The organism is Aliinostoc sp. HNIBRCY26, assembly GCF_050235535.1.
In the GTDB taxonomy this organism is placed as follows: Bacteria; Cyanobacteriota; Cyanobacteriia; order Cyanobacteriales; family Nostocaceae; genus Trichormus.
Genome location: NZ_CP189852.1, coordinates 4,827,768 through 4,850,883 on the forward strand (window position 1 = coordinate 4,827,768; position 23,116 = coordinate 4,850,883).

At 40.4% G+C, this 23,116-nt stretch carries 24 protein-coding genes and 1 pseudogene; 16 read left to right on the forward strand and 9 right to left on the reverse strand.

The genetic code is table 11. The features are described from left to right. Nucleotides 1-6 precede the first annotated feature (6 nt). On the forward strand, nucleotides 7-675 hold the full coding sequence (locus ACQFX9_RS20455) for a class I SAM-dependent methyltransferase (protein WP_427158070.1): 669 nt from the start codon (nucleotides 7-9) through the stop codon (nucleotides 673-675). A gap of 84 nt (nucleotides 676-759) precedes the next feature. Continuing rightward, nucleotides 760-1,338 carry a Uma2 family endonuclease gene (locus tag ACQFX9_RS20460; RefSeq protein WP_427158072.1) on the forward strand — a complete coding sequence of 193 codons (579 nt, stop codon included), beginning with the start codon at nucleotides 760-762 and terminating at the stop codon, nucleotides 1,336-1,338. 25 nt (nucleotides 1,339-1,363) lie between these two features. Here the strand turns inward: ACQFX9_RS20460 and ACQFX9_RS20465 are convergent, their stop codons facing one another. Beyond that, nucleotides 1,364-2,632: a tetratricopeptide repeat protein gene (locus ACQFX9_RS20465; protein ID WP_427158074.1), complete on the reverse strand. Its 1,269-nt coding sequence runs from the start codon at nucleotides 2,630-2,632 to the stop codon at nucleotides 1,364-1,366. 94 nt (nucleotides 2,633-2,726) lie between these two features. Here ACQFX9_RS20465 and ACQFX9_RS20470 point away from each other — a divergent pair, with 94 nt between their 5' ends. Continuing rightward, the gene (locus ACQFX9_RS20470; RefSeq protein ID WP_427158075.1) at nucleotides 2,727-3,857 is read left to right on the forward strand and encodes a DUF711 family protein; all 1,131 of its coding nucleotides are present in this window, start codon (nucleotides 2,727-2,729) and stop codon (nucleotides 3,855-3,857) included. A 285-nt stretch (nucleotides 3,858-4,142) separates the two neighbouring features. On the opposite strand, the gene ACQFX9_RS20475 is transcribed toward ACQFX9_RS20470, so the two are convergent. After that, nucleotides 4,143-4,811 (reverse strand): 2OG-Fe dioxygenase family protein, encoded by a 669-nt coding sequence (locus ACQFX9_RS20475; protein ID WP_427158077.1) that lies wholly within the window; start codon nucleotides 4,809-4,811, stop codon nucleotides 4,143-4,145. 247 nt (nucleotides 4,812-5,058) lie between these two features. Here ACQFX9_RS20475 and sfsA point away from each other — a divergent pair, with 247 nt between their 5' ends. Further along, nucleotides 5,059-5,796 carry a DNA/RNA nuclease SfsA gene (sfsA, locus tag ACQFX9_RS20480; protein ID WP_427162953.1) on the forward strand — a complete coding sequence of 246 codons (738 nt, stop codon included), beginning with the start codon at nucleotides 5,059-5,061 and terminating at the stop codon, nucleotides 5,794-5,796. A 52-nt stretch (nucleotides 5,797-5,848) separates the two neighbouring features. On the opposite strand, the gene ACQFX9_RS20485 is transcribed toward sfsA, so the two are convergent. From ACQFX9_RS20485 to ACQFX9_RS20495, 3 genes are all read right to left on the reverse strand, one after another. Beyond that, nucleotides 5,849-7,114, reverse strand: a complete 1,266-nt coding sequence (locus ACQFX9_RS20485) for a DUF4255 domain-containing protein (protein WP_427158078.1) — start codon at nucleotides 7,112-7,114, stop codon at nucleotides 5,849-5,851. A gap of 266 nt (nucleotides 7,115-7,380) precedes the next feature. Beyond that, nucleotides 7,381-8,061, reverse strand: a complete 681-nt coding sequence (locus tag ACQFX9_RS20490) for a response regulator (RefSeq protein ID WP_427158080.1) — start codon at nucleotides 8,059-8,061, stop codon at nucleotides 7,381-7,383. A 121-nt stretch (nucleotides 8,062-8,182) separates the two neighbouring features. Further along, the gene (locus tag ACQFX9_RS20495) at nucleotides 8,183-9,346 is read right to left on the reverse strand and encodes a sensor histidine kinase (RefSeq protein WP_427158082.1); all 1,164 of its coding nucleotides are present in this window, start codon (nucleotides 9,344-9,346) and stop codon (nucleotides 8,183-8,185) included. Between the two features lie 422 nt (nucleotides 9,347-9,768). Between ACQFX9_RS20495 and ACQFX9_RS20500 the strand changes: the two genes are divergently transcribed. From ACQFX9_RS20500 to ACQFX9_RS20540, 9 genes and pseudogenes are all read left to right on the forward strand, one after another. Further along, nucleotides 9,769-10,290, forward strand: coding sequence for a Pvc16 family protein (locus tag ACQFX9_RS20500; RefSeq protein WP_427158083.1), 522 nt, complete (start codon nucleotides 9,769-9,771; stop codon nucleotides 10,288-10,290). Nucleotides 10,291-10,414: 124 nt separating this feature from the next. Further along, on the forward strand, nucleotides 10,415-12,085 hold the full coding sequence (locus ACQFX9_RS20505; RefSeq protein ID WP_427158084.1) for a phage tail sheath family protein: 1,671 nt from the start codon (nucleotides 10,415-10,417) through the stop codon (nucleotides 12,083-12,085). A gap of 137 nt (nucleotides 12,086-12,222) precedes the next feature. Beyond that, entirely contained in the window at nucleotides 12,223-12,708 is a 486-nt protein-coding gene (locus ACQFX9_RS20510; protein WP_427158085.1) for a phage tail protein, read from the forward strand. A 65-nt stretch (nucleotides 12,709-12,773) separates the two neighbouring features. Continuing rightward, on the forward strand, nucleotides 12,774-13,238 hold the full coding sequence (locus ACQFX9_RS20515; protein WP_427158087.1) for a phage tail protein: 465 nt from the start codon (nucleotides 12,774-12,776) through the stop codon (nucleotides 13,236-13,238). Between the two features lie 82 nt (nucleotides 13,239-13,320). Beyond that, entirely contained in the window at nucleotides 13,321-13,812 is a 492-nt protein-coding gene (locus ACQFX9_RS20520) for a phage tail protein (RefSeq protein ID WP_236142725.1), read from the forward strand. 315 nt (nucleotides 13,813-14,127) lie between these two features. Further along, nucleotides 14,128-15,321, forward strand: a pseudogene (locus ACQFX9_RS20525) (RNA-guided endonuclease InsQ/TnpB family protein). Nucleotides 15,322-15,844: 523 nt separating this feature from the next. Beyond that, nucleotides 15,845-16,141, forward strand: coding sequence for a hypothetical protein (locus ACQFX9_RS20530; RefSeq protein WP_236142726.1), 297 nt, complete (start codon nucleotides 15,845-15,847; stop codon nucleotides 16,139-16,141). Between the two features lie 161 nt (nucleotides 16,142-16,302). After that, nucleotides 16,303-16,680 (forward strand): phage tail assembly protein, encoded by a 378-nt coding sequence (locus ACQFX9_RS20535; protein ID WP_427158088.1) that lies wholly within the window; start codon nucleotides 16,303-16,305, stop codon nucleotides 16,678-16,680. Beyond that, a complete protein-coding gene (locus ACQFX9_RS20540) occupies nucleotides 16,626-16,829 on the forward strand; it encodes a DUF6760 family protein (protein WP_427158089.1) in 204 nt (67 codons plus the stop codon). Before ACQFX9_RS20535 ends, ACQFX9_RS20540 begins: the two co-directional genes overlap by 55 nt. Here the strand turns inward: ACQFX9_RS20540 and ACQFX9_RS20545 are convergent. From ACQFX9_RS20545 to ACQFX9_RS20560, 4 genes are all read right to left on the reverse strand, one after another. Continuing rightward, nucleotides 16,810-17,034, reverse strand: a complete 225-nt coding sequence (locus ACQFX9_RS20545) for a hypothetical protein (RefSeq protein WP_427158091.1) — start codon at nucleotides 17,032-17,034, stop codon at nucleotides 16,810-16,812. The genes ACQFX9_RS20540 and ACQFX9_RS20545 overlap by 20 nt on opposite strands. Further along, nucleotides 17,021-18,025, reverse strand: coding sequence for an aspartate carbamoyltransferase catalytic subunit (locus ACQFX9_RS20550; RefSeq protein WP_427158092.1), 1,005 nt, complete (start codon nucleotides 18,023-18,025; stop codon nucleotides 17,021-17,023). Before ACQFX9_RS20550 ends, ACQFX9_RS20545 begins: the two co-directional genes overlap by 14 nt. 92 nt (nucleotides 18,026-18,117) lie before the next feature. Continuing rightward, complete coding sequence (gene mgtE / locus ACQFX9_RS20555) at nucleotides 18,118-19,470, reverse strand: magnesium transporter (protein ID WP_427158094.1); 1,353 nt, start codon at nucleotides 19,468-19,470, stop codon at nucleotides 18,118-18,120. Between the two features lie 686 nt (nucleotides 19,471-20,156). Further along, the gene (locus tag ACQFX9_RS20560; protein WP_427162954.1) at nucleotides 20,157-21,059 is read right to left on the reverse strand and encodes an alpha/beta fold hydrolase; all 903 of its coding nucleotides are present in this window, start codon (nucleotides 21,057-21,059) and stop codon (nucleotides 20,157-20,159) included. A 255-nt stretch (nucleotides 21,060-21,314) separates the two neighbouring features. On the opposite strand from ACQFX9_RS20560, the gene ACQFX9_RS20565 reads away from it, so the two are divergent. The 3 genes from ACQFX9_RS20565 (at nucleotide 21,315) to ACQFX9_RS20575 (ending at nucleotide 22,855) form a co-directional block, all read left to right on the forward strand. After that, nucleotides 21,315-22,004 (forward strand): hypothetical protein, encoded by a 690-nt coding sequence (locus ACQFX9_RS20565; RefSeq protein ID WP_427158095.1) that lies wholly within the window; start codon nucleotides 21,315-21,317, stop codon nucleotides 22,002-22,004. A gap of 97 nt (nucleotides 22,005-22,101) precedes the next feature. Further along, nucleotides 22,102-22,413: a carbon dioxide-concentrating mechanism protein CcmK gene (locus ACQFX9_RS20570; RefSeq protein WP_427162955.1), complete on the forward strand. Its 312-nt coding sequence runs from the start codon at nucleotides 22,102-22,104 to the stop codon at nucleotides 22,411-22,413. A 91-nt stretch (nucleotides 22,414-22,504) separates the two neighbouring features. Continuing rightward, entirely contained in the window at nucleotides 22,505-22,855 is a 351-nt protein-coding gene (locus ACQFX9_RS20575) for a carbon dioxide-concentrating mechanism protein CcmK (protein ID WP_103137240.1), read from the forward strand. Nucleotides 22,856-23,116 lie beyond the last annotated feature (261 nt).

Sequence of the window (23,116 nt, forward strand, 5' to 3'; positions counted from 1 at the left end):
ATGACTATGAACAATTTACGTCAAAAAGTGCAAGAATTAGCATCTGAAGCTATTAATAACTCAGAACCCACAGCATGGTTTGAAGTTCTATATGCTTCAGCTAATGGTGACACAGCACAAATTCCCTGGGCAAAATTAACACCCCATCCCTACCTACAAGATTGGTTAGAAAATCATGAAATCTCTACTCAAGGTAAAAAAGCCTTGGTAATTGGTTGTGGTTTAGGAGATGACGCGGAAGCTTTAGCAAAGTTAGGATTTGCAGTCACAGCTTTTGATATTTCTCCCACAGCTATTGCTTGGTGTCAACAGCGATTTCCTGATTCTTCAGTTAACTATCAAGTGGCTGATTTATTGGCTATTCCTCAGCAATGGAATGAGGCTTTTGATTTTGTTTTTGAATGTCGCAATATCCAAGCCTTACCTTTGAGTGTACGGACTTCCGTTATCTCTTCTGTTGCTTCTGTGGTTTCCCCTGACGGAACTTTATTAGTAATTACTCGTGTGCGGGATACAGAAGATGAACCTTCAGGCCCTCCTTGGCCATTATCTGCTGCTGAACTCGCACAGTTAGAAAATTTAGGACTACAAAAAATAGAGGAGATGCTATTTTTAGAATCTCAAGAAACGGAAGTTCAACAAATGCGGATTGTGTATCGAAGAAATGGGAAATAATTTATATATTTTCAGTTTGATACTGCTATCTTGTCAAACAAAAAATGATAAAATCTATGTCTAGAGTGGGAAAAATAGAAGTTTATGACCACAACAGTCAAGAAACTCAACCTGGACGAGTATCTTGCTTATGATGATGGCACAGATACCAAGTATGAACTTGTGGATGGAGAGTTGGTTAAAATGCCACCAGAAAGTGATAGAAATAACTTAATTTCTCTCTATCTACTGTCACAGTTTCTCAAGTTTGTCCCTATTCAATTAATTCGCCATAAAGATACAGAACTGGTGGTGACAGGTAATCGAACTCGTGTGCGACTACCCGACTTAATGATATTGACACAGGAATTATTTGAGGCGATCGCTCTCAAACGCGCTACAATCACTCCAGATATGCCCTCTCCTGCAATGGTGGTTGAAGTTGTCTCTCCTGGAAAGGAAAATGAGGATAGAGACTACCGTTATAAGCGTTCAGAGTATGCTGCACGGGGTATCCCGGAATACTGGATTGTTGATGCGAATCAAGCCAAAATCACCCTACTAACTTTAGTAGATGGATTCTATGAAGAAACAATATTTCAGGAAACAGATATGATTAAATCAGCAACTTTTCCCCAGCTAAATTTGACAGCATCCCAAGTATTAACTGCTGGACAAGTTTAATATAAATCCAAAATCCAAAATTCTACTATCTACTTCTATCCCGTTCAATATCATCGATGACTTTTTGTATATACCATTCTTCTGTCATCCCTGGATAATAATCTTTTTTCTGTTCAATTAATCTTTGAGCAATTTCCCAATATCCCCCAACGAGGCGCAAAAGTCGCTGACGTAAGATATTAAATTTTTGCTGCTTGGCTTCAGGAACAGATTTTTGAATTTGTTTGAGGCTATCTAAAACTTGTTGATAATTTTCCCAGTCTTCTTGTTCACAAAAAATACTGGCAGCTTTTTGATAATCTGCAACAGCATTTTGCATTTCTTCTAAAAAAGTATAGGTCATGCCACGATTATAATAAGCTGAGGCATCATTGGGGTTAATTTTTAAGGCGTTTCCATAGTCAGCAATTGCACCGAGATAATTACCCATTGCGCGATAGGTGTTACCTCTGGCAACATAATTTAAGGTATCTTGGGGTTGGATTTGAATGGCTTGATTAAAATCCGCGATCGCACCTTGATGATCTCCTAATAGAGAACGAGCTTTACCCCGGTTACGATAGACGATAGCATCTTGAAAGTTTAATTGTAAGGCTTGATTAAAATCCGCGATCGCTTCTCGATAATTCCCCATTTTGCACCGCACCACACCCCGACAGCAATAAGCCTGTGCATCTTGGGAATCAGCCTGCAATATCCAATTTAAATCCGCAATGGCTTGTTTGGTGTCGCCCTTCTCGGCTTTTTGCAGTAACTGACTAAAATAGTCACTCACAGATGTAATTGGTACAGTCTTTGCAACTACCGGCTGTGTAACTGGTTGTTGTTTGGGTTGTAACTGCTTAATTCGTTCTAAGCACAGACGGCAATTTTCTGCATCTTTTTGTTGTAAGTATAAATCAGCAGCTTTTTTTAAACTAGCGATCGCATCTTGAAGATAACCTTGTTTGCGGCGCACTATCCCCCGTAAATCGTGGGCTGCTGCATAATTAAAATTGAGAGAAATCGCCTTGTCTACATCTTCTAACGCCCCTGGTAAATTTTTCAGGGCTAATCTAGCTAAAGCACGACTATAATATGCTTCTACACTTTCAGGATTTATCTTGAGGGCTTCGGTATAATCAGCAACAGCCTGAAGAACAGATCCTGAGTCATAATATGCTAGCCCCCGTTTTAAATAAGCTTCGGCATAATAGGGAGTTAGTTGTATTGCCCGGCTAAATTCCTCAATTGCACCAGTGTAATCTTTTTGTCTGGCTTTTTCTAGTCCCTGATTATAAAAGTCGTTATTCATCACCGTTTTTACCCAACTTAGCTAGTTATTAGCTTTATATCTTAAATATTCACTGTGAATTATCGCTATTCCTAATCGTTTAAAAAATTCAACTATGAAAATTAGAACTATCACTACAGGTATATCCCTGGATTTGCCACAGGAAACAGATAAAATCAAAATCGCTGCTGATTTTAACCAAAAAGCGCAGGTAATCTTTGCACAACAAGGTTACGAAGTGCAAACAACTAGAATTGCGACTAACCCTTGGGAAGAATATCTCTCTATTTTATCGCCAACTGAAATTGTTAATCGCATTCAAAATTTAGAGGAATTTTGCCAAAGCTTAAATATCAGTTTCTTTAATATTGGTTATGCTAGCACTGCTGAAACGATAGAGTTAATTCCTGAAATTAATAAAAATACATCAATAGTTTACTGTTCAAGTAAAATTGGCAATCAATTTGAAAACGCCAGAGAATCAGCCCAAGCTATTAAACGTATCTCCCAAGAGACTGAAAATGGTTATGGCAATTTTCGCTTTTGTGCTGGTGCAAATTGTCAGCCAGGTATCCCATTTTTTCCTACATCGTATCATGTGGGTGAAACATCCTTTGCCATTGGCTTAGAGTTGGCTGATTTGGTGATGCAAGTATTTTCTGAAGCTAATAATATCCAAGAAGCTGAAAATAAATTGCAAATAATATTAGGGGAAGAAGTTAAAAAAGTGGAAGCGATCGCAGAGCAAATATCTCAGCAATTTCAGATAAGATTTTATGGTATAGATACTTCTCTCGCACCATCTTTAGATAAACAAAACAGTATTGCTTTTGCCTATGAACAGTTATTAAATGGTAAATTTGGTAATCCTGGAACTCTTGCAATTTCTGGAATGCTAACGCGAGTTTTAAAAAGTATCCCCGTCAAAACTTGTGGTTATTCTGGTTTAATGCTGCCAGTTTGTGAAGATGTTGGTTTAGCGACTAGAGCTAATGAGCAAACTTATGATATTACCAATCTATTATTGTATTCATCTGTATGCGGCTGTGGTTTAGATACTGTGCCGATTCCTGGCGATATTTCCATAGGTAAAATGACAGCCATATTAATAGATATGACAACCTTAGCTTTTAAACTCAATAAACCACTCTCCGCCAGATTATTTCCTATCCCCAATAAAAAAGCAGGGGAAATGACTAATTTCAATTCCCCCTATCTTGTAGATTGTCAGATATTTGAGTGCTGAGTGGGGAGTGAGTGGTGAGTGCTGTTAGCGGTAGTGCGGCGTTTAGTCGGTGCTGAGTTGGGAGTGAGTGCTGAGTGCTGAGTGTGGTAATTAATTCCCCTAAGTAGAACGACTTGAAAAAACCAAACTATGTAAAGTAATGTAAAAAAACTGAATTTAGTTCGTAGTAAGGACTTTAGTCCTCTCTTAAGGACTAAAGTCCTCACTACAAACCTTTGATTATTTACACCGTTCTACTTACACCCCTACACCCCTACACCCCTAAATCCCTAAATCCCTACACCCTTAATCAATCAACAAACTTGGAGAAGTCAGCACAAATACATCCCTAATTCCTTGGGCTGCGGTTTGTGGTTTAATTGGTGTAGTAAAGTGGAAAAAGTCGTGGTCGTTGACTAATAATAATTCCCCTGGATGGAGAACTTTGCTAAATACCGGCTTTTCTTTTTTACCAGTATATAAATGTGTTTCACCACCTTGGATATTATCTCGATAAACGGAGAAGATCCCAATAAAATCAGTACCGTCTTGGTGAATACCTTCAGGTGCAGGATTACCGAAGTTATCAGGAGAACAAATTGTTCTGATTTGATGTACACCAATTTCTGCTTCGGGATGCAGTTTACATGAATCACTAAATGCCAAGATTAATTTTGTGAAACTCTCTAGTTCAATCATGCCATCTTCTAATTCGGCAAACTCTCTTTTAATATCCCCTACCAATGGATTATATTCTCTACTTTGAAAAAGATATCCATGCGGTAGTTTGATTAATTTATCTCCTGCAACTGTAAACCGTGATAATCTTCTTAAACGATATTTGCCTTTAATGTAAGGATCTACAGGCAAATTATTAAAAAAAGGTTGAAAATCTTCTACATTAATTGAATTTACCTTTCTTAAGGTAAACAGAAAGGCATATTCTAATTCTGTGATTCCCCCGACTGTTTGCATAGGAATTTTGTCCTTGCAGTTGTATTTCTCCCCATTTTTCTTTGGGGAAGGTTTATACAACCGAGTATATGCTGCTTTTTATTAAGTTGTCGTTAAAATGACTACAAAAATTGACAAATTGTGATAAAGCCTTGATACAGATTTTGTGCAATGATTGATCAAAAAAGTCATAGTGTAGAGTTAAGTGTATATTGAGGATTCATTGACTGATGCTGTATCTATTTATCAAGAATTTATCCTCGAAAACATGACTGATTGGCTTTACCGTTATCCACCCTTACAGCCTGGTATTCTGCTCAAACGCTACAAACGCTTTTTTGCTGATGTACAACTACCGTCTGGGGAAGTAGTGACAGCACACTGTCCTAATACTGGCCCAATGACTGGAGTTTCAACTATTGGTAGTGCAGTACAACTTTCTCAAAGTGATAACCCTAACCGTAAACTGGCTTATACCTTAGAACTAATTCAGGTACACGATAACCAGCCGACATGGGTAGGGGTGAATACAGCTTTGCCAAATCGGATAGTGAAGTTAGCTCTGACAAAGCACTTATTTCCGGAATTAGGTGACTATAGCCACATTAAAGGTGAGGTAGTTTACGGTGTAGATAAAAAAAGTCGCATAGACTTCTTATTGACGGGAAATGATACAGAACGTCCTATTTATTTAGAAGTAAAAAATACAACTTGGTGTACAGGCACTTTAGCATTATTCCCCGACACAGAAACCACCAGAGGACAGAAGCATTTACGGGAATTAATGGCATTATTACCTAATATGCGAGCAGTAATGTTGTATTTTATTAATCGTGGTGATTGTACTGAGTTTGCCCCTGGGGATAGTGCTGATCCAGTATATGGTAAGTTATTGCGAGATGCGATCGCTCTCGGTGTGGAAGTCTTACCCTGTCGCTTCGATATTTCCCCCGAAGGTATTCGTTATTTAGGTTTGGCGAGGATGAAGTTGGGGATTGGGGATTAGGGATTGGGGACTGGGGACTGGGGATTGGGGAATTATATTTTACCTTTTGCCTTTAAGAAATTACTACTACAGGTGCAATATACTGCTCAAAGGTGGGACTTTGAGGATCTGTGTCTACTGTTAACAGACTCTCTGCACCTTCTACTACTAAACGGACTAGATAAGTTCCTGGGGGACAGTCGTTAACTATGAAGGTGACGGAGTGGGAAAGGTTTTGGCGATTTTTGGTTTTTTCATAGGAGTATCCCGCAAATTGTGATGGTGATAGTTCTGTTAAGACTAATGTAAGTTGCTGTGTTAACTCGATGCTGACATTCACACGCACAGTAATTTCAGCCGATCGCGGCTCATTTCCTCTACCCTTTAAATTAGATACTGCGATTTCTTCAATGGTGGGACGTAACAATATCGGGACTATATTGGAGTTTACCCGTTGCTGGGGATGAATGACTTGTAAACTCTGCACTCCTGCACGTAATGATTCTACGGGGATGGAAGCTAGTTCTAGGGTGATTTCTTGATTCGTCACTTTTTGGGGTGTGGCTGTGACATTCCCGATGCGGACTTGGGTAATATCTGCACTTAGTTTATCCCCTTTAATTAATAAGGTGCTGGAAGCCAAAATCAATGGATTTGCAGCTAGTTGTGTTTGCCAAATTTTTGAGAGTTCTTCTTGGACTTTGATTTGAGCGATCGCTGGTTGGTATGGTGTAACATGACGCTGAAGATTGCGTACAGGTAAGGGTTTTTTCGGTATATCTCCAGCATCAATTAACACGATACTAGTTTTATAAGCAATAGATAAACTGTAGGGAGTCTGAAAAAATACTGACCAAATTTTAGAGATTTCTTCCACATTCAAATCAACAGGACTAATAGAAATTGTCTCAACTTGTTCAGCTAAGTCAGAATCAGCCAAAAATGCCAAGGTAGAATCTGTGACAGTCTCTCGAATCGATTCTGTCGTGAGATTAGATTTACTATTAAAAGTACGAATAATACTACCCATCAGCCGTTGTGGTTCTAACTCCACATCGTTACCGTAACAAGTTAGTAGATAGTAGAGATCCAAACCCGTTTGCGATCGCTTAATATATTTCTCTTCCGAATGGCGTTGTCTTAAATCTGCACTCCGCCAAGCCGGATTCATTAAAATATCATACAGATAAATATTTACACCAGCTTCCGGCGAACCACTACCGAGGCGATCGGGTCTCACAGTTGTTACCCTCGCCCCATCGACATCTATTTGGACACTCGCCTGCAAGGTTCTTTGTAGAGTTGCAGTTATCGTTGCAATAGCTAAATAATTACTCATTAGTTATTAGTCAATAGTCAATAGTCCACAGTCCATAGTCATTAATCCATAGTCATTAATTATTAGTTATTAGCCTATAGTCTATATTTCCTATTATTTCTCCTTATCTTCATTCTTACTATTAACTATTAACTATAGCAGTTACCGTTTCAGTGAGGTACAGTAAACGCTATATAATTATTACTATTAGCTCATAGCTTACTACATTTATTGTTATTGCGCCTCATCTTCATTACTACTATTGACTATTGACTATTGACTATGGACTATGGACACACTAAACCTAACTTCAAAGCTTTGACAATTGCTTGAGTACGACTCGTCACGCTTAACTTATCAAAGATGGCTGTTAAGTGAGCTTTAACTGTGGCAACTGTAATATAAAGATGGGCAGCAATTTGTTCGTTGGATGCTCCCTGTACGAGCCAATTGAGTACCTCTTGTTCTCTTTCTGTTAAGTGAATAGCAGCATTAGCCACTAAAGATTGTCCAGTATAGTAATGAAATAAACGGAAAAAAGCTGTTGCTACTTCAGGCGGCAGATAGACTTTATTTTCAACAACAGTGTTAATTGCTTCACATAATTGGGTGGCTAATTTATCTTTAAAAACATAACCCCAAGCACCAGCTTGCATGGCTTTAAATACCCATTCATCTTGTTGATGTGCTGATAATATTAAAACTTTGCCGTTATAAGATATTTGTCCTAATCGGATTAAAGCTGTAATCCCATCTTCTGGAGGTAATTCTAAATCTAATAAAATTAAAGCGGGGTGTTGTTCATCCGTTAATTTCACAGCTTGTTCTACAGAAGCTGCTTCGCCAACTATATCAAAATCTAAATAACTGCTGTTGTTATAAAAGTTTAATAGAGTGCGGATGCCTTGCCGAAAATGTGGTTCATCATCAACAAGCAAAATTGAAATAGGTTCTTTTTTCGTGTTCATGATTATGCTGGGAATGGTGATTGGGGAATGGGGACTGGGGATTGGGGACTGGGGATTAGGGACTGAGGAAGTTTTTCTCCCCCTTGCTCCCTGCCCCCTGCCCCAATTCCTTTTCTATGCCCTATCTTGGTAATGTAAAGGAGAATTGCGCGCCGCCTTCGGGGAGATTTTCTGCCCAGAGGTTGCCTTTGTGATCATGGATAATTTTTTGGGCGATCGCCAGTCCTAAGCCTGTACCACCAACTCTGCGAGAATAATAGGGTTTAAAAATTAATTTCAAGTCTGTTTCGGAAATTCCTGAACCGCGATCGCAAATTTCTATTAATATTTCTTGAGCATAAATATGCCAGTTACAGGTGACTGTCCCATTACGCGGACTAAAATAAATGGCATTGCTCAATAAGTTATCAAATACCTGTTTTATTTGCCAGCAATCAACATTAATATTCACAGGTTTTTCGGGATACAATACGGTAATATTTTTTTCTTTTAACCCTGGTTCTAAGGTTTTAATACATTCAGCAATAATTGTTTGTAAGTTTTGTAATTGAATATGTAGTTTAGCTCGTTGACCGAAATATAGTAAATCTGTGAGTTTGTTACTCAATTCATCAACTGTTTTTCGAATTAATGCAGCTTGTTCTTGTAAAGAATTATCTGGTAAGGCTAACCGCAGGTTTTCAGCGTAAAGATTAATTAATGCTAAAGGATTTCGCAGTTGATGTTCAATTTTGCCACAGGCTTGAGATAAAGTATTGATTTGTGCTAGGTGCTCTGAACGCTCCCGATACATAATTAGATATTGACTCAAAATTTGAGCTTGATTGCAAAACTGTTGCTGCTGTCGGTCTGTGAGTGCTGCTTCTGTACAGATTAAGATATATTCGGCGGCGATCGCTTTCTGTTCTCCTATACAACAGATATAAACTTTGTATTCATTGACTAAATTAAGTTGAGTTACTTGAAGAAAAGATAAATCATTTAATAACCATTTTTCTTGTTGTAAATATGATATAGTCATGGGCTGCCTAGATGCAGTTATGGGGACAGGATAGGCGACAGATTCGCGTTTGCCTGTATCTATGTTGTGATATAGAGTCCATACAACGACAGATGGTAGTAGATATGCCAACTGTTCCATGACCAGTTGACAAATTTTACTAATCTCCACTTGCGATTTATTTGGTAGATTCTGTATGGACGAAGGTAGAGGTATCGGAGCAGTGAAATTTTGGGCGGCAACCTTCATCATTAATCCCCCGTATACTTGAATAGCAAACAGCATTGCAGATTTTACTCAGTTGCAGATATTCTCTGCCTGTAGTAGAAATCAAGCTGCTGACTGTATAACTACGGACAGAATTAGCTTACTGCACAGGTATGAATTTTCCGCAATTTAAAACAATTATTTAGAATCTCGACCAAAGTCTAATAACTTCTAACGGCTTGGATCTCTAAGCTATAAACATTTAGTCCCAGAACTGTAAATCCAATTTCAAGCCTCTGGCAAAGGTTTATTTTGTGCTATTGGCACTTAAATTTCCCTATTTGCAGACCATAAAGTCATAACTTTGTCCCGTCTGCATCAACAACTCTGGTCAGTATACCCCCAGCACCACACATTATTTTTTGGTGGCATAAAATACATCAAATCAAGTGACTGGTAGTATTTGGGGTCATGTTCATAAAACCCTGCTGTTGTGTCTTATGATTCCAGCTGCTACCCAGACTTTAGCAGAAATTTTAGCTGGTGGCATTTCTTTGCTTTCTACAGAGCAAATTGATTTTAACCATCCTGCTAAGAGCCAAAATGTAAACCCTAGATTGAATTTGTATTGTTACAACATTCAGGAAAATGTTTACATAGAGCAACCAACTAAAGAAGGAATAAAACCTCTACCGCCGCCTCGGTGGTTTGATGTGTCTTTCTTATTAAGTGCGTGGGACTGCACCAGTTTAGGGGAACAACGTTTGTTGTCAGAGGCTTTGAGATTACTGTTACATCACCACTGTTTACCAGAGAATTTGCTAGCTCCGGCGTTACGCGGTCACGGTGAATTATCTATGACCGTTTGCACCATTAATCCCATTGATGCTGCAACTTTGTGGAGTGCTTTAGGTGTACCTTTACGTCCAGCTTTGTATGTGAAGTTGACTATTCCTTTGAATCTGCAAAGTGATCCTTTAATTCATCATTCCGATGAGGACGTATTGCTCAAAAATGCTTGAGCAATCAGCTAGAAAGGACTAAAACCAATTCAATATTCAATATTCACAAAGTTTTGGATGTGTTATTGAATTTTTCAGAATTGGGCTGAGAACAGTTATTCGTTCAACACAGGAAAATGATCCAATGCCTAGATTAGATTATTTCGCTCCTGGGGTCTACGTTGAAGAAGTAGACCGAGGTAGTCGTCCCATTGAGGGCGTGAGTACAAATATTGCCGGATTTATTGGCTTTACTGAAGATATACGCGGTGATGCCGAATTGTTCAAACCAATGTTGGTAACATCGTGGAACGAGTATTTAGAATACTTTGCTAAACAAGGTTCTGACGGTTATACAGATTTTGATGCCTATTTACCTTTTTCTGTCAATGGTTGGTTCTTAAACGGTGGTGGACGGTGTTGGGTAGTTAGTATCGGGACAAAATTACCTGGTTCACCAGCACCATCAGTTGATGAAACAGCTCTCAAGATTCGTACCACTGGAAATCGTCCTTCTTTACAGTTCGCACTCAAACCTGCTGAGGGTGATGACGCTGACGATGATGGCGGTAGATTCAATATCTCCATTACCGAAAGTGAACCACTTCCACCAGCAGACCCAGCCGCCGAACCACCTCTGAATACAGGTGAATTCTTTAAAGTCATCATTAGCCGGAATGGGGAAATTCTAGAGGAGTATGACCACCTCTCGATGAACCCAGAAGTGGCAGCAGAGGCGGGTACTTATGTAGTGACGGCTTTAGACGCATCCGAGTTTGTCAACGCCGTAGACTTACAAACACCAGGACAACCCCTGTCTCGTCGTCCAGCCAATGGTAACTACGAAGTCAGTCCCCCTCCTGTAGTCTCCACACCAGACCGCTTCCCCCGTGATGTCCAAGGTGTGAGAGACGATCGCACCGGTATGCAAGGTATCTTTGAAATTGACGAAGTAACCATGATTGCTTGTCCTGACTTGATGCGCGTTTATCAAAACGGCATCTTGGACTTGGATCAAGTGCATGGAATTATGGAGACAATGGTGAGCCTGTGCGAAAACACTGCTCCCAACCGGATGGTAGTCTTAGACCCACCCCCCTGCAAAGGTGGTGGTGATCCTGTGCCTCCCACCCAAGTCAAACCCCAGCACATTGCTCAGTGGTTGAGTGCATTTAACAGGCGATCGCAATTTGCCGCCCTCTACTATCCTTGGATTAAAGTCCCCAACCCCCGTAACGGTGGTAGACCAATTCTCGTTCCCCCCGCCGGTCATATGTTAGGGGTTTGGTGTCGCACCGATGAAACACGCGGCGTATATAAAGCACCCGCCAACGACACACCCAGAGGCGTTATCGGTTTAGCCTACGAAACCAACCTCCGCGAACAAGAATTACTCAACCCCTTGGGTATCAACTGTATTCGTACCTTCCCCAACCGAGGTATCAGAATTTGGGGTGCGCGTACCTTGGTCGAACCAGACAACGTGCAATGGCGTTACATCAGCGTCCGCCGCTTGATGAGCTACATCGAGAAGTCCGTAGAATTAGGTACACAGTGGGTAGTATTTGAACCCAACGACCAAGACCTATGGGCGCGTGTTACTCGTACCGTTAGCAACTTCCTAGAAAGACTCTGGCGCGAAGGTGCTTTATTTGGTGCGACAGCCGCAGAAGCTTTTTATGTCAAATGTGACTCTAGCATCAACACCCACGAAACCATGATGTTAGGACGTTTGTACATTGAAGTTGGTGTCTGTCCTGTACGTCCGGCGGAGTTTGTCATCTTCCGCTTTAGTCAGTGGTCTCCTAACCAGTAATATCAATTCGCAATTCGCAATTCGCAATTCGCAATTTGGTTGTAGGGTGTGTTATGCCGCAGGCTAACGCACCTTACCAGATGCTAATGAACATCAGACAAAAACAAATCTTTTGATTAATTTAAGGAGTTGTCAATATGCCTGAATTAAAGCCAATTGCCGCCAGTAACTTTTACTTTGAAATTGATAGCATGACCGATATGGCTTTTAGCAAAGTCGGTGGTGTCAAATTTGAAGCTAAAGTCAAAGGTCAAGATAAACCTTTAATGTCTACTAAAGGCGGTGTTAGTGTTAGACAAATTAACTCGGCTGGTTTTGAAGGACTATTCACAATAGAAGTTTCAACCCTCATGAGTGGTGATTCTGATAGCACCAGCAAAAAAATGTATGAGTGGTTTAAAAAGTGTATGCCTAAAACAGAAAAAGGCGAAGGCAAATGGCTAGAAAATAAAAAAACAGGCTCTATAGTTGCCTATGACACTGATGGGAATGAAGTAATGCGTTGGGAACTGAAGGAAGCTTGGCCTTCTGAATATAAAATTGGTGACTTAGATGTTAATGGCAATGACTATATTGAAGAGACCTATACACTAACCTGTGAAAACCTCAACAGGACTAAATAAAATTAGAAGCCACAATTTCACTGATTTATACCATCTAATCTGGAGTCTTTTTGGAGGATTAATTTATGCCAGAGTTTATTTCTAATGCTAAGTTCTACTGGGAAGCTGATGGGCTAACTGAAATTTTGATTCAAAAAATCAGTGGGATGCAAATGAAAATGATAGTTGCTGGGGGAGATGCACCTGTAGGTGTCACTAAAGATGGTAAAACTCAAACTCAAGCGACAATTGGTGGCGTAGAATGTTCTGAAGTCACTATCGAATGTGTTGCCACTGCTGAATCTAAACAATTGCTTGATTGGTATAACAAATGCCATGCTGAGGCTCTTTCTGGTGGTAAAGCCGAAGGTCGTACCAATCGTAAATTAGGAAAACTTTCTATTTATGACGGTGCAGAAGAAAAAGTACAGTATGAATTTACAGATGTCTTTCCTACTAGCTATGCAACCAGTGATTTTACAGCCGGTTCTGGTGATTTACTCACAGAAACAGTCACTGTAGGTTTCACATATTTTGAACGCAAAAAGTAAATACAAGTTCGTAGTCAGGACTTTATTCCTCAAAGAAGAAAGGACTAAAGTCCTTACTACAAACACATAAGAGGTAGTTCATATGGCAGAATTTCCTGAAATTCTTACTAATAGTCGCTTTTATTTAGAATTAAAACTGACTGGTAGCCAAGAACCAATTGATGGCTATTTTATGGAATGTCAAGGTTTTAAAACTACTCAGGAAGTCATAGAAATATCAGAAGTCACACCTCTTACCTGGGGTAAAACAGGCGGTGCTAATGGGCGGGTTGTGCGTAGTAAAATTCCTGGAAATATCACTTATTCCAATATAGTTTTACGCCGTGGATTAACTATTTCTATGACTATGTGGAATTGGTTAGCGGCTATTAAAGAAGGTAAATGGGGTGATGAAAGGCGGGATGGTTCTTTAGTTATTTATAATCAAGCAGCAGAAGAAAAATTTAGATTAGAATTTAAAAATGCCTGGCCTACTAGTTATACAATTTCTGATGTCAAAGCTGAAGGTAGTGAACATGAAATTGAAGAAATAGAAATGGTTGTTGAAGAACTTAAACGGGTGACAGTAACTTAGTGATTTCGCTTGTGTAGTGTCAAAATACAGAATTTTGTGCAGATAGATTATAAAATAAATATTAATTTCTGTGCTGAATAGGATTTCACCTATTCCCGCAAGGAGGCTCACACGCTCACCTGTACTCAGGTCAGTGTTGAGAGGAATTGCGGGTTAAAAACGTAGGCGCAAGCCTTCCCGAAGGGTAACGTTCCCCGACTAATAACAACCGCAAGTTGTTCAGGGAGTGGGAACAGTTGAGTTTTTAACAAATAAATCTTTGATACAACAAGACCATTTTAATGTATTATATTCACACGTGATTAAGTCGAAGTCATGGAACAAGTGCTGACGCTAGTTTGCAAACTCAACCCCTCGCAAAAACAAGCAGAAGAAATCGAATTGGTGCTAACAGCTTTTGCTGATGCGTGTAACTATGCCAATCAGAAAGTTAAGCCTCAGATAACCAGTAAAATGACTATCCAGAATCTGGTTTATAACGAGATTCGTGCTTTGTTTGGGTTAAGTGCAAATTTAGCTGTTCGTGCTTGTGCCAGAGTTGGGGCTAATCGTAAAACCGCCAAACTTAAAGACAAACCAGTTAAAGAATTTAAGCCAACATCGACTGATTATGATGCCAGAATTTTCTCATTTAGAGAGAAAGACTGGACTGTTAGCTTAACTTTAATGAATGGCAGGGAACACATTAAAATTGATGCTGGTAATTATCAAAGAGGTAAGTTAAAAGGCAGGAAACCAACATCAGCGTAGTTGTGTAAACATCGTGATGGCAACTACTACATCCACATTCAAATTAAAGACGAAGCACCAGAACCAATTAAATCTAATAATGTAATTGGTGTTGACTTCGGAAGACGAGATATTGCTGTAACTAGCAATGGTGATAAGTGGGACGGAAAGCAAATCAACGATGTTAGAGATAAATTTTCTAGAGTAAGAAGTTCTCTTCAGAAGAAAGCCACGAAAGGCACAAGGTCTACTCGCCGCAGGGCAAAACAGATTTTGCAACGGTTGTCGGGCAAGGAGAGAAGATTTCAGCAGTGGCTAAACCACAACATTAGCAAGTCCATTATTCAGGACGCATTAAAAAATAATGCAGCAGTGGCAATTGAATATTTAACAGGTATTCGTGAAAGGACTAATCAAAAACCAAGAAATAAGACAGAGCGTAGGCGTTCTAATTCTTGGTCTTTTTATCAGTTGCGTTCTTTCTTGGAATACAAAGCCATCCAATTTGGAGTAGAGATAATTGCTGTTCCTCCAGCTTGGACAAGTCAAACTTGCCATCAATGTCTGCACATTGGACTGCGCTCTGACAAGCGTTTCAAATGTACTAATGAAGCTTGTTCTTGGAGTGGTGACGCTGATTTAAACGGAGCAAAAAATATTGCTGCTATTGGGGTGAATTTTGTAAACTCGCCCAGAGGCTCGAAGTGTTTATGCTGTGAACTCAGCACAGACAGTTCAGGGCTACTAAAAGCCTACACTGTACGCGAAGCGTCAGTGTAGGTAGTTTACTTTCACATAACAAGATAATATAAGTTGTGAATATCCTGTTATTAGTATTTGTAGGGTGTGTTAGGCGTAAGCCGTAACGCGCATAAAGCTTTAGATAGTGCTGTACTCTCGCCGCTAACACAACGGCAATATTGCACAAGGAAAATCCACACTGCAATTTGCCTACCCTACATATCTTTAGTAAAAAATCAAATCTGAGTTCTAAGTAGCCGTCATGTACTGCGTACACCAGAACACATGAAAAAGTCTTTCCCTTACACCCCTATACCCTTAAACCCCTACACCCCTTTTTCAAGTCAGAACGGTGTAAATAATCCAAGGTTTGTAGTGTACCCCTCCGGGGAAGCAAGCTACGCGCAAGCGTCTCGTAGAGAGGACTTTAGTCCTCTGATAAGGACTGAAGTCCTTACTAAGAACTAGATTCCAATCTTTTTACATTACTTTACATAGTTTGGTTTTTTCAAGTCGTTCTACTTATATCGTGCTATTAGTTAATAAAGCATGAGATTTACTGATGTTACAAACTGAGTTTGAATTTACTTTACCTAAAGGCTATCTGGATGAAGATGGGAATTTACATCGCACAGGAGTAATGCGTTTATCTAGAGCAATTGATGAAATTGTACCATTGCGTGATCCGCGTGTGAAATCTAATCCTGCTTATGCAACCGTGATTATTTTATCCCGTGTGATTATTCGCTTAGGTGCATTAGATGAAGTGACACCTGCGGTAGTAGAAAATTTTTTTGCCTGTGATTTAAGTTATTTACAACAATTTTATCGTCAAATTAATGAATTAAAAGAGGAGTAATACCAATTTTGGATTTTGGATTTTGGATTAAAAGCCTAAATTATTAGACTATTCCAGAAGCTCGAAACAATACTATCTATCCTAATTTGATATAAAATGATGATCAGGGAATAGAAATTTAAAATTATGAGTTTTTTATAATATTTAATTTGTTTATATATATGAATAATGAAGAGATTTTTTGTACAGAATTTGAATTTATTTTACCCAGAGGCTTGTTAGATGCAGAGGGGAATTTACATCGTCATGGTGTGATGCGTCTGACTACTGCTAAGGATGAAATTCTGGTGCAGAGAAACCGCGATGCTCAAGAAAATTCGAGTTATGCTGTGATTGTCATGTTATCTAGAGTCATCACCAAATTAGGCAGTTTGGCAGAAATAACTCCTGATTTATTAGAGAATCTTTTCTCAAAAGATTTGGCTTATTTAAGAGAGTTTTATAATCGCATTAATCAACAAGGTGATGTTTATATTCCTATACAGTGTCCCCACTGTCAGAGTCAATTTCAAGTGGAGTTAGCCTTAGCGGGGGAATAGTTGGCTACCCCTCAGAACTGCTAGATGAGGAGGTAGCCTGTATTGCGTATCATTTTCACTGGAGTTTAGCAGATATTCTCAGTTTAGAACATCGCGATCGCCGCCGTTGGGTAGGAGAAATCGGTAAAATCAAAGCTGATGAGTGCTGAGTGCTGAGTGCTGAGTGCTGAGTGCTGTTAGCGGTAGCGCGGCGTTTAGCCGGTGCTGAGTTGTGATAGAGAAATAAACTCTACCTTGTCTACCTTCCAGTCCCCAATCCCCAGTCCCCAGCGATGCACTGAGCTTGCCGAAGTGTCCCCAATCCCCAGTCCCCAATCCCCAATCCCCAATCCCTAGTCCCTCAAGTTTTCCCACTACCCAACAAATACAACAACGCCATCCGCACAGCCACGCCGCTTGTCACCTGTGACTGAATCAAGCTAAATTCTGGATCATCCATTAAGTCAGAACTGATTTCTACACCACGATTGACTGGCCCTGGATGCAATACTTTGACATGAGGCTGGCAAAGCTGCAATTTGGCGCGAGTAATGCCAAATAACTGATGATATTCTCGTAAACTCGGCAATAAATGGGCTGTCATACGTTCTTTTTGTAAACGCAACGTCATGACAAAATCTGCATTTTCTAAAGCTGGTTCTAATTGCCAATGAATAAATAGTTTACCTGGAGGTAAATCTATTCCTTCTGCATAGATATATTCAGCAAAGAATTTAGGTAATAAAGTCGGCGGTGCAGCTAGATGTACTTCCGCGCCACTAGCAATTAAACTCCAAATGTTGGAACGAGCAACACGCGAATGCAGAATATCCCCGACAATAGCGATTTTCTTATCCTGAAGTAATTCCAAACGCGGATTTTCTGCGTCAATCAGACTACAAATCGTAAATAAATCTAGTAGTGCTTGGGAAGGGTGTTCATGTTGTCCATCGCCAGCATTAAGGACACTAACTTTCACACCTAAACGATCCATTTCATCAGCGATCGCATTTGGTACTCCGGCTTCTTTATGGCGAATCACCATAATATCAGTTCCCATCGCCAAATAAGTTTTCGCTGTGTCCAGAATTGTCTCACCCTTAGTCATGGACGAAGTAGCAGCAGCAAAGTTGAGGGTATCTGCACTCAAACGTTTAGCGGCAATTTCAAAACTGCTACGAGTGCGGGTAGATGGTTCAAAAAATAAATTCGCCACCACCTGTCCTTGCAAAGCTGGGACTTTCTTCGTCCGCCGTGACAATACCTCGCGAAAACTAGCAGCCGTTTTGAGGACAGTATCGTATTCAGCAGCCGTGAAGTCAGCTAAAGACAGAACGTGATGACGATTCCAAGTAGATGTAGGCATAGATTGGGAATTGGGAACTGGGCATGGGGCATTGGGAATTGGGCATGGGGCATTGTCTTTTTCTCCCCTGCCCCCTGCCCCTCTGCCTCCTCCTAACTAGGTAAATTAAATACTTTCAACGCTACCGAAATCATTGTGAGGAAGGTTAAGAATCCAATTGTATCTAGCATGGTGGTGACTAAAGGGCCACTCATCAGGGCAGGATCTAGCTTGAGGCGTTTGAGTGCCATCGGCAGGAGAGTTCCCAAGGTAACAGCTACCATTGTATTAGTTGCCATGACCACACCGGCAATTAAAGCCACCCATCTTTCCTGGGGTCTAGCCCAAATTAAAGATAGGGCAAACATGGTGAGGGCTAAAACTACTGCTGTGCCTAAGCCTGCGAGGATTTCTTTCCGCAGAATTTTAATTGTATCTTTAGGTGTGACTTCCCCTATCCCTAAACCCCGAATTGTGACTGTGAGGGCTTGGATGCCGACAGTGCCACCTGTGTTAGAAAATATGGGCATAATCACAGCTAAGACCGGCACAGCTGAAATTACCGATTGAAAAGGCGCGATCGCACTGGCTGCACCAATATACAATGCCATAATCCCCAATAGCCAGGGCAACCGCTTGCGAATGGTCACAAAAGCTGGAGATAAAGCTTCTTCATCACCGCTAGCACCTGCCAATCTTTGAAAGTCTTCTGTGGCTTCTTCTTCTAGAACATCGACGATATCATCAATGGTAATAATACCGACTAATCTATCTTCTTTGTCCACCACAGGCACAGCGATTAAGTCATAGCGTTTCATGACTTGGGCGACTTCTTCTTGGGGTGTATCAGTTCTTACCCTAATCACGCGATCGCTGGCAATATCCCGAATCAAAACTTCTGGGAAGGTAAATAATAATTGCCGCAATGACACAACCCTGACTAGCTTGCGGTTATCATCGGTGACGTAAGCATAGTAAATGGTTTCTTTATCTTCATCCTGACGGCGAATTTTACTGAGGGCTTCACCGACAGTCAAACCTTCCCGCAAGCGGACATATTCCGTCGTCATGATTCTTCCGGCTGTGTATTCGGGATAGCCGAGAATCGTAGCGGTGGCTTGTCGTTGTTCTGGACTGAGTTCTCGTAATAGCTTTTTGATGACTACAGCAGGTAATTCATCAAATAATTCTGCCCGTTCATCAGGACTCATCGCCTCTACCAATTGTACGACTTGGGTATCATGTAGAGAATTGATCAGTTCTTCTTGAATTTCTGTGGGCAAATATTCAAATACATCAATTGCTTGATCTTTATTGAGTAAACGAAATGCGATCGCACGTTGTTTTTCTGGTAATTGTGCGATATATTCTCCCACATCCACCGGTGGTAACTGATTTAAATCCCATTTGAGCTGGTTTAAATCAGCAATATCCAAACCTGAATTGCGAATATCCTGTATAAGCATGATGATACCTCCTAAAGTCTCCCCCGCGCTGGGAGACTCTCTCGCCAGCTTAGAGGAGGATAATACTGCCATCAGTTGGACTTTTGTCCATAAAATCTCAAAAATTGAACTCGATATTTAATCAAAGCACTACTAACCAATCATCCTAGCTTGGAAGTTGGTGAACCGCATAGCTTTTGATGAAAAACCCGCAAGATTTTTAAATTTCCGCACGAGTTAGCTATGGGTCGGTGATTTTGACTTAGTTGTAGATTCTACTATTCTAAGAACTTCTGTCAAGCGTATTTGTAGCGTAGGCAATCTTACTAGACTGTCAGTTAAATGTTCATTATTGACTTGACAGTTGTTTGAATTTTAGCGTTCACCTTTAATTGAGTGTGTAGGCGTAGCCCACCGCAGCTATCGTTAAAATATCATTGAAAAATCTGGCTATATGTCACTAGAAGAAGGTGAATAATTAAAGGTTTGTAGTGAGAACTTTAGTTATCTCTTCTCTACGATAGGCTGCGCGAGCGGAAAAGGACTAAAGTCCTGACTACGAACTGAATTCTATGATTTTTATATTGTTTAACATAGTTTGTTTTTCCCAGTTGTTCTAACTTGAAAAAGGGGTGTAGGGGTATAGGGGTGTAAGGGTGTAAGGGAAAGACTTTTTCATGTTTTCTTGTGTACGCAGTTCATGACGGCTACTTAAGTTGTTCTTCTCTACTAAATTCGAGGATATATTGAGCAGTAGACTGAGGTTGTTCTAAATGAGGAACATGACCACAATCGTCAATCCAAATTAATTGACTCTGAGGAATAGCACGTTTAAATCTTTTAGCATCTTCAGTACCTAAGATTTTGTCACTATCACCCCATAAAATTAAAGTTTGCTGCTGAATTTCCGCCAGTTTTTTAAATCTAAAAGCAATATAACCACCACTTTTAGTAAAACCAATTAAAGCCTGTGACCAATTGCTCATTTCTAGATGTAATGCAGTACAATAGAGAGCATCAACAGAAGCTAAACTCACATTTTTATAAGCAGCACGAGCCACACGATCGCGCACTTTTAAGTTTTGCAAAAATCCGGTAGCCCAAGTATCCAAAGGCGGAAACATCAATTTAGCTAAAGGCGAACCACCCCTTAAACCAGCACTGTCAATTAACACCAATTTTTCCACAGCTTCTGGATAAGTTAGAGTAAAATCAATGGCGGCTGCACCTCCCATTGATGCACCCACTAAAATCATTGGCTTTTGAATTAAGGTTTTCCAAAAATAATAGAGATGGGTTTTAATTGCCAGTGGACTAAACTGAATTCCTACGAGTCTATCTGTAAAGCCAAATCCCAATAAATCCACAGCCCAAGTTTCATTTTCTTGTGCTAAAAATGGCAAAAGCCGCCGAAATTCTAAAACAGAACTATCAAAGCCGTGAATTAATAAAATTGGTGTCCCACCACTTCCTTGACGTACATAGGAAGTAGTAATGGGTAAATTAATTAAAGGAGTTGCGATCGCCTGAGTTTGTATACTTTGAGCAAGAGCGATTGAGGTAGGTTCTGTAAGTTGTGTAACTGTGCTTGGTAAGAAGTTTGGAAACATAGTCAATAGTCAATAGTCAATAGTCAATAGTCAATAGTCAATAGTCAATAGTCATTAGTTATTAGTTATTAGTTTTTCTCCTCTCCTACCTTGTCTACCTTGTCTACCTTGTCTACCTTGTCTCCTTTTCCCAGTCCCCAGTCCCCAATCCCCAGTCCCCAATCCCCAATCCCCAATCCCCAATCCCCAATGCGTAAGTCATAGCAATTTTGGGGATATATAAAAGAGTAATTGAAAATCTATGTCGTCAAAAAAATGATGCGATTTTTTGTGACTCGTTTGTGGTTGAGGTGGACTTTCATCACTTTGGCTGGTTTTTTCGTGGGTGGGGTTTTAGGTATGCTTGGGGGATTTTTGGGAGTTCCTCTCATCGGCTATCCGCTAGCCTTGGTAATTCCAGGATGTCAAGGACAAGGGGCGATTGGATGTTTCTTGATTGGTTCTACTTTAGGTGCAGGTTTGGGATTAGGGGTGTCTGTTGGTACTGCCCAATGGTTTATCCTGCGTAGTATTGTACCGCGTTCTTGGTGGTGGATTTTGGCTTCGGCTCTGGGTTGGTGCGGAATTGCTTACACGTTGACTATGATGTTATACTCAACAGTCCCCGCACCAGGTTCATCTGATTTTGGTAAGCCGATTTGGGCAATTATACCTTCAGCTTGGGGTGCGATCGCGCAAGTTACATTATCAGGCGCACTGATGGGATTATTTCAATGGCTGATTTTGCGTGGGAGTCTGCAAAAATCATTTTGGTGGATACCAGCAAATGCCATCATTATGCTAATAGCAGCCTTCGGTGTCTTAGGCTTAGGTTATAACATTGGTGGTTTACCTGGTATGGGTGCTTTTGTCGTCAGTTTTTCGCCAATCTATGCAATATCTAGTGGAATAATTTTTGGTTGGCTTAGACAACAAAACCGTAATCAAACATCGGATGAAGTTTGAAGTTTAATTGCGGTCAATGAAAAATTATTCTGTTGTCAAAATCAGGACAAAGCCTCGTAAAATTAATATTACTTATCATTTATTAGGAGCTAATGCCATGCCAATGGCGGTTGGCGTAATTGAGACTTTAGGTTTTCCGGCTGTACTAGCCGCAGCCGATGCAATGGTAAAATCTGCCGCAGTGACTCTGGTGTATTATGGTCAAGCGGAAAGTGCGCGTTTGTTAGTGGCCGTGAGAGGGCAAGTAGCAGAAGTAAAAACAGCAGTGGCGGCTGGGATTGCAGCCGGTGAGCAAGCTTACGGTGGTGAAGTCATCACCCATTACATAGTTCCCAATCCTCCAGATAACGTGGAAGCGATATTACCCATCCACTTCACGCAACAATCAGAACCGTTCCGCATCTTCTAAGCAATTTCGCTATCAAAAATTGTAACGAAACTGCGTAAAATTAACACTCATACCCTCTACCCCATACTTTTATTCATACAGGAGATCACTAATGTCATTACAAGCAGTTGGAGCGTTAGAAACGAAGGGTTTTCCTGCTGTATTAGCCGCAGCAGACGCAATGGTTAAAGCAGGTCGAGTTACCTTAGTAGGCTATATCCGTGTAGGTAGCGCACGCTTTACAGTGAATATTCGCGGTGATGTTTCCGAGGTGAAAACTGCGATGGCGGCTGGGGTAGAAGCAGCACAAAACGTTTATGGTGGTACTTTAGAGTCTTGGGTGATTATTCCCCGTCCCCATGAAAACGTAGAAGCCGTATTACCAATTGGCTACACCGAAGCCGTACAACAATATCGAGACTCTGTAGAAAACCCCATTATTCGCTCATCCAACGGACGCTAGAAAAAAGGCATTCCTGTAAAAGTTAAGAATACTGGCGTTTTCCAACCTATTCCCCTTATTCTAGTGAGTACCCTTATGGGTACTTTTAAGTTTTTGGGTCAAGTTCTCGATGACACGAATCAATCTAGGAACTTGAGGAACTCACAAGTTTACTCAAAAGAAAGATTACAAATGTTCTCATTTTTTACCTTAAGTTCGTAAGCTGAAACTTAAAGGCGAAAAACACCGTCGTCTGGAGGTAAATCCCACTATATCCAGTAC

Excerpts from the sequence above, each read along its gene's own strand:
- ACQFX9_RS20455 (WP_427158070.1), top strand. The coding sequence starts at position 7 with ATGAACAATTTACGTCAAAAAGTGCAAGAATTAGCATCTGAAGCTATT.
- ACQFX9_RS20460 (WP_427158072.1), top strand. The coding sequence starts at position 760 with ATGACCACAACAGTCAAGAAACTCAACCTGGACGAGTATCTTGCTTAT.
- ACQFX9_RS20465 (WP_427158074.1), bottom strand. The coding sequence starts at position 2,632 with ATGAATAACGACTTTTATAATCAGGGACTAGAAAAAGCCAGACAAAAA.
- ACQFX9_RS20470 (WP_427158075.1), top strand. The coding sequence starts at position 2,727 with ATGAAAATTAGAACTATCACTACAGGTATATCCCTGGATTTGCCACAG.
- ACQFX9_RS20475 (WP_427158077.1), bottom strand. The coding sequence starts at position 4,811 with ATGCAAACAGTCGGGGGAATCACAGAATTAGAATATGCCTTTCTGTTT.
- sfsA (WP_427162953.1), top strand. The coding sequence starts at position 5,059 with ATGACTGATTGGCTTTACCGTTATCCACCCTTACAGCCTGGTATTCTG.
- ACQFX9_RS20485 (WP_427158078.1), bottom strand. The coding sequence starts at position 7,114 with ATGAGTAATTATTTAGCTATTGCAACGATAACTGCAACTCTACAAAGA.
- ACQFX9_RS20490 (WP_427158080.1), bottom strand. The coding sequence starts at position 8,061 with ATGAACACGAAAAAAGAACCTATTTCAATTTTGCTTGTTGATGATGAA.
- ACQFX9_RS20495 (WP_427158082.1), bottom strand. The coding sequence starts at position 9,346 with ATGCTGTTTGCTATTCAAGTATACGGGGGATTAATGATGAAGGTTGCC.
- ACQFX9_RS20500 (WP_427158083.1), top strand. The coding sequence starts at position 9,769 with ATGATTCCAGCTGCTACCCAGACTTTAGCAGAAATTTTAGCTGGTGGC.
- ACQFX9_RS20505 (WP_427158084.1), top strand. The coding sequence starts at position 10,415 with ATGCCTAGATTAGATTATTTCGCTCCTGGGGTCTACGTTGAAGAAGTA.
- ACQFX9_RS20510 (WP_427158085.1), top strand. The coding sequence starts at position 12,223 with ATGCCTGAATTAAAGCCAATTGCCGCCAGTAACTTTTACTTTGAAATT.
- ACQFX9_RS20515 (WP_427158087.1), top strand. The coding sequence starts at position 12,774 with ATGCCAGAGTTTATTTCTAATGCTAAGTTCTACTGGGAAGCTGATGGG.
- ACQFX9_RS20520 (WP_236142725.1), top strand. The coding sequence starts at position 13,321 with ATGGCAGAATTTCCTGAAATTCTTACTAATAGTCGCTTTTATTTAGAA.
- ACQFX9_RS20530 (WP_236142726.1), top strand. The coding sequence starts at position 15,845 with ATGTTACAAACTGAGTTTGAATTTACTTTACCTAAAGGCTATCTGGAT.
- ACQFX9_RS20535 (WP_427158088.1), top strand. The coding sequence starts at position 16,303 with ATGAATAATGAAGAGATTTTTTGTACAGAATTTGAATTTATTTTACCC.
- ACQFX9_RS20550 (WP_427158092.1), bottom strand. The coding sequence starts at position 18,025 with ATGCCTACATCTACTTGGAATCGTCATCACGTTCTGTCTTTAGCTGAC.
- mgtE (WP_427158094.1), bottom strand. The coding sequence starts at position 19,470 with ATGCTTATACAGGATATTCGCAATTCAGGTTTGGATATTGCTGATTTA.
- ACQFX9_RS20560 (WP_427162954.1), bottom strand. The coding sequence starts at position 21,059 with ATGTTTCCAAACTTCTTACCAAGCACAGTTACACAACTTACAGAACCT.
- ACQFX9_RS20565 (WP_427158095.1), top strand. The coding sequence starts at position 21,315 with ATGATGCGATTTTTTGTGACTCGTTTGTGGTTGAGGTGGACTTTCATC.
- ACQFX9_RS20570 (WP_427162955.1), top strand. The coding sequence starts at position 22,102 with ATGCCAATGGCGGTTGGCGTAATTGAGACTTTAGGTTTTCCGGCTGTA.
- ACQFX9_RS20575 (WP_103137240.1), top strand. The coding sequence starts at position 22,505 with ATGTCATTACAAGCAGTTGGAGCGTTAGAAACGAAGGGTTTTCCTGCT.